The 3411-nt window shown below is 41.6% G+C and carries 2 protein-coding genes; one reads left to right on the top strand and one right to left on the bottom strand.

Going from position 1 to position 3411, the window contains the following annotated elements; genetic code table 11:
• Nucleotides 1-1037 (top strand): glycohydrolase toxin TNT-related protein (locus EPD60_RS07560; RefSeq protein ID WP_131448467.1); only part of this gene is annotated, 1037 nt, incomplete at its 5' end.
• Nucleotides 1038-2400: 1363 nt separating this feature from the next.
• On the opposite strand, the gene EPD60_RS07550 is transcribed toward EPD60_RS07560, so the two are convergent.
• Nucleotides 2401-3411, bottom strand: a 1011-nt coding sequence (locus tag EPD60_RS07550; RefSeq protein ID WP_131448463.1) for an RHS repeat domain-containing protein, incomplete at its 5' end; no start/stop codon positions are given.

Here is a 3411-nt window from a genome sequence, read left to right as displayed (position 1 = left end):
CATTTGGAATGCAAATGCCAGGAAGGGCATTTACAGTTAGAATGGGCTACAGGTATGGGTTTAATGGTAAGGAGGAAGATTCGGAAACAGGTATGCAGGACTATGGCATGAGAATTTTCAATCCGGCTATATCTAAGTTTTTAAGTGTTGATCCGCTGACTTCCAAATATCCAGAGTTAACGCCTTATCAATTTGCAAGCAATAGACCAATAGATGGAATTGACTTAGATGGTCTAGAGCATTATAATTATAACGGAGTGAGTATTGTTCATGACAATATTCCAAGAGTAGCCTCAGCTGGTGTAATTGAATTGCAAAGTAAGAAGCCTGCTACACAGGTTAAACCAGCTCAGTTAAAAGCTGATGAATTATCCAATTCGAGAGCCCCTAGGTATCCACAGGTTGCTGTTATAGGAACCGATATCTACGGCAACCATCACATTGGGCCCGAAAAGAGCGTAAATGCTACTTTAAAAGCAAAAAGTGCCGAATACCATTCGAACAACCTAGCCGCTATTGCAACTGGCCCAGGAGCAGCAATCGGCTATATTGCTGCAAAAGAAAAAGGAATAGGTTTCGGCGCTGCAGCTGACGGTTTAGTAATGTCACTAGGAGGAATAAATCCCAACGAATCGATAGGTATATTTAACACTCGAGCGAAAGGAATTGATGTCAGGAATAGCAACTGGGTAGATCACAATGGTAATTTCATATGGCCTAGTCGAGAAGGCTTCGCTACTGAACCTACTACTGTCACACTTAAGCCAGGCGACCGATTTAATAGGTATGGGTCAGAAGCCGGAACCTTTGCTTCGCCAGCGGGCACTCCTCTCAATCAACGTGCGATGGCTCCAGGCTCAACTGCAAAGCCGTTAACTGAATATGAAGTTTTAAAGCCGTTCGATGCTAAAGCGGGAAAAACAGCTCCTTGGTTTGGCGAGCCTGGAGGCGGTACTCAATATAAATTTGACAGATCAGTTTCAGAGCTAAAAAAAGCAGGAATTATTCGTGCGATCCCACCAAAAACCAGTCAATAATATGAAGCCGACTAACATTGAAAGTTTGAAAGAAATTCTACTTAGGCTTAAAATTCGACCAGACTTCTATTCGTTGCATGGCGGGCTCCCAAATGAAGCTTACTGCGTTGATTCGTCGGGTGATAGTTGGTATGTTTACTATAGCGAAAGGGGGCAAAAAACTGGATTGACAAAATTTGAGTCGGAGAGTAAAGCTTGCACTTACTTTTTGAACCTTATCACCTCTGATAGCATTGTGATGAGCAACTTGGAATGAGGTTTTACTAAGGCGCCCATCATCGTCCCTGATGAAATACTCTCATAGGTAGAATTGACGATGGAATTGGGGGTGGTCGATGTAATAAAAACTTTAGTGACCAATAGACATTTGTCAGTGACGAAGTTTGGTAGAGGATCGGTTGCTGTGGAGTCGGGCGGCCCGGCGCAGCCAAAGAAAGTTGTTTGTTCGTGGACGCGGTGCTTCGGATTACCCGCACGAGCGCCCATCGCGCGACCTCCCAGAACGTGGTTCAAGCATCACAAAATCAGTAAAGCACGCCTGAATTAATTATCGCGAGTAGAATGATCTCATTGATTAATAGGGTGTTTTGACATGAATTGTTAACCAATTAGCTGACCAATGTTGGTTACCGGTACGTGCGGCTCTAGAACTGTAGTCATTTTCTATCCGAGTTAAGAAAGCTCTTGGCGCTTCTCCTTAGCTAACTACAATAGGTTTGCAATGGAAGGCAGTGTCGATGGCACTCCTACCAAACTAAACCGATGACGTATTTTAAGGCCAGGAGAGCAATAACAGAACGGTGTTTGAAATAACTGAAGATCCAATTATTAGTTACTTTGTCTCTGGCTCAAGAAAAAAATCCGCCTATCCCGCGGCAACTATTCCTTTTGCCTAAAGCCCGTTACCGCCGTAAATACAATCTTTACCATTTGCAATCAAATTATATAGTCATTAGGCGCAATCGAGATGTTAACTATAATATATCATCTGCGGTTAACCTAAGATTCTCGTATTCCTTTATTTCTTTTTAGTAAAATCATAGTCAAACAAATTTGACTCATTGCGACTAATATCACGTCAATAATGACTGGCATGTCGAAACCACTGTTGTCTCCGTTCAATATCATACTTAACACTATAAGGCATCCGTAGGTAACGAAAAGAGATATAATTGGTGTCAGAACTGCTTGTAACAATCGATAATTATACCCCTTATACTTAAAGTAACAATAGACTACACCTGCAATTCCTGAAGCCATTAATTTGAAAAGCAATCCGTTGTCTTTTCCAAAATGGATGCGAAAAGCGTCAATCAAAATACAAAGTAGGGTGTCGATAAGAATCAGTAATACTTCAATCATATTATCGTTTTCTATCTTCTATTTGGTTTTTTACTTTTAACCAGTATTCCTTGCTTGCCTTTGTAGCGACAGCCTCAGCAGCACGCGTATTATATGACACTTTTTTGCCTCTTGTGTCTGGAGCAATAATAGTGTAGGTAGAGCCTGCGCCGACATCATGATTCATTTCCTTATGAGAACCAGCGCCTTCACCGGGATAACGCCCGGTTTTTAAATCTCTTTTCAATTTCTCAGCAAACTTTTCATACTTCATATTTGACATTGTCTCATCGAGAGTAGGGATAGTCGAAAGATCTTTTACTTTGCCATACATTTCGGTATATAATTCAACGTAGTTCGAATGCGAGTAGAAATCTGCCACTGCATGTAACTTTTTACCGATCTCGAATCCCAAGTTGTGAGCTTGATCGTCGCTCTTTATACCTCCACTTAATTTATAATTGTCGATTAAGGCTGTGGTCTGGGTTTTTATCCGGTTGAAGTTTTCCATTATCTGAGCATAGTTCATTTGGTCAAAATGGGAAGACTTATTGTCCTGTTCGTGCCAATCCGGGTAGACTACTCCGCCATATCCTCCTATTATAACCCATTTATCCCAATTATTAGCCTCACCCCGGATTCCTCTTGAGAATCCAGCCGTCAGGCTACCATTCAGGTATCGATCCCTAAACATTCCACCACCGCTAGTTCGTTCATCAACAAACTTAATCTGGAAATTGAATAACGCGTTTCGAACGATTCGGCGATGAACGTCAAGCAGGAAGTTACCGTCAGGGTCAATGTATCTTATCGGATCATTATTTACAAATGAGTACGGACTAAAATTGGGCAGCAAGGATGATTGAGGGTCGATGCTAAACCATTTCGCTATGCGAACGTCGTTCATTCTTCCACCGAAATCTAACATTCCGATATTAATATCCTGATCATTTTCTTTCCCATTAAACCCGTACCTATAGCCCTTTTCAGCAGCAAATGATCTCCCTGGCATTTGCATTCCAAATGGATAGTA

This window comes from Flaviaestuariibacter flavus, assembly GCF_004337505.1.
GTDB classification, from domain to species: Bacteria; Bacteroidota; Bacteroidia; order Chitinophagales; family Chitinophagaceae; genus Flavisolibacter; species Flavisolibacter flavus.
Note: the sequence above shows the minus strand (reverse complement) of the source record. Positions and strands in the feature narration are given on the sequence as shown.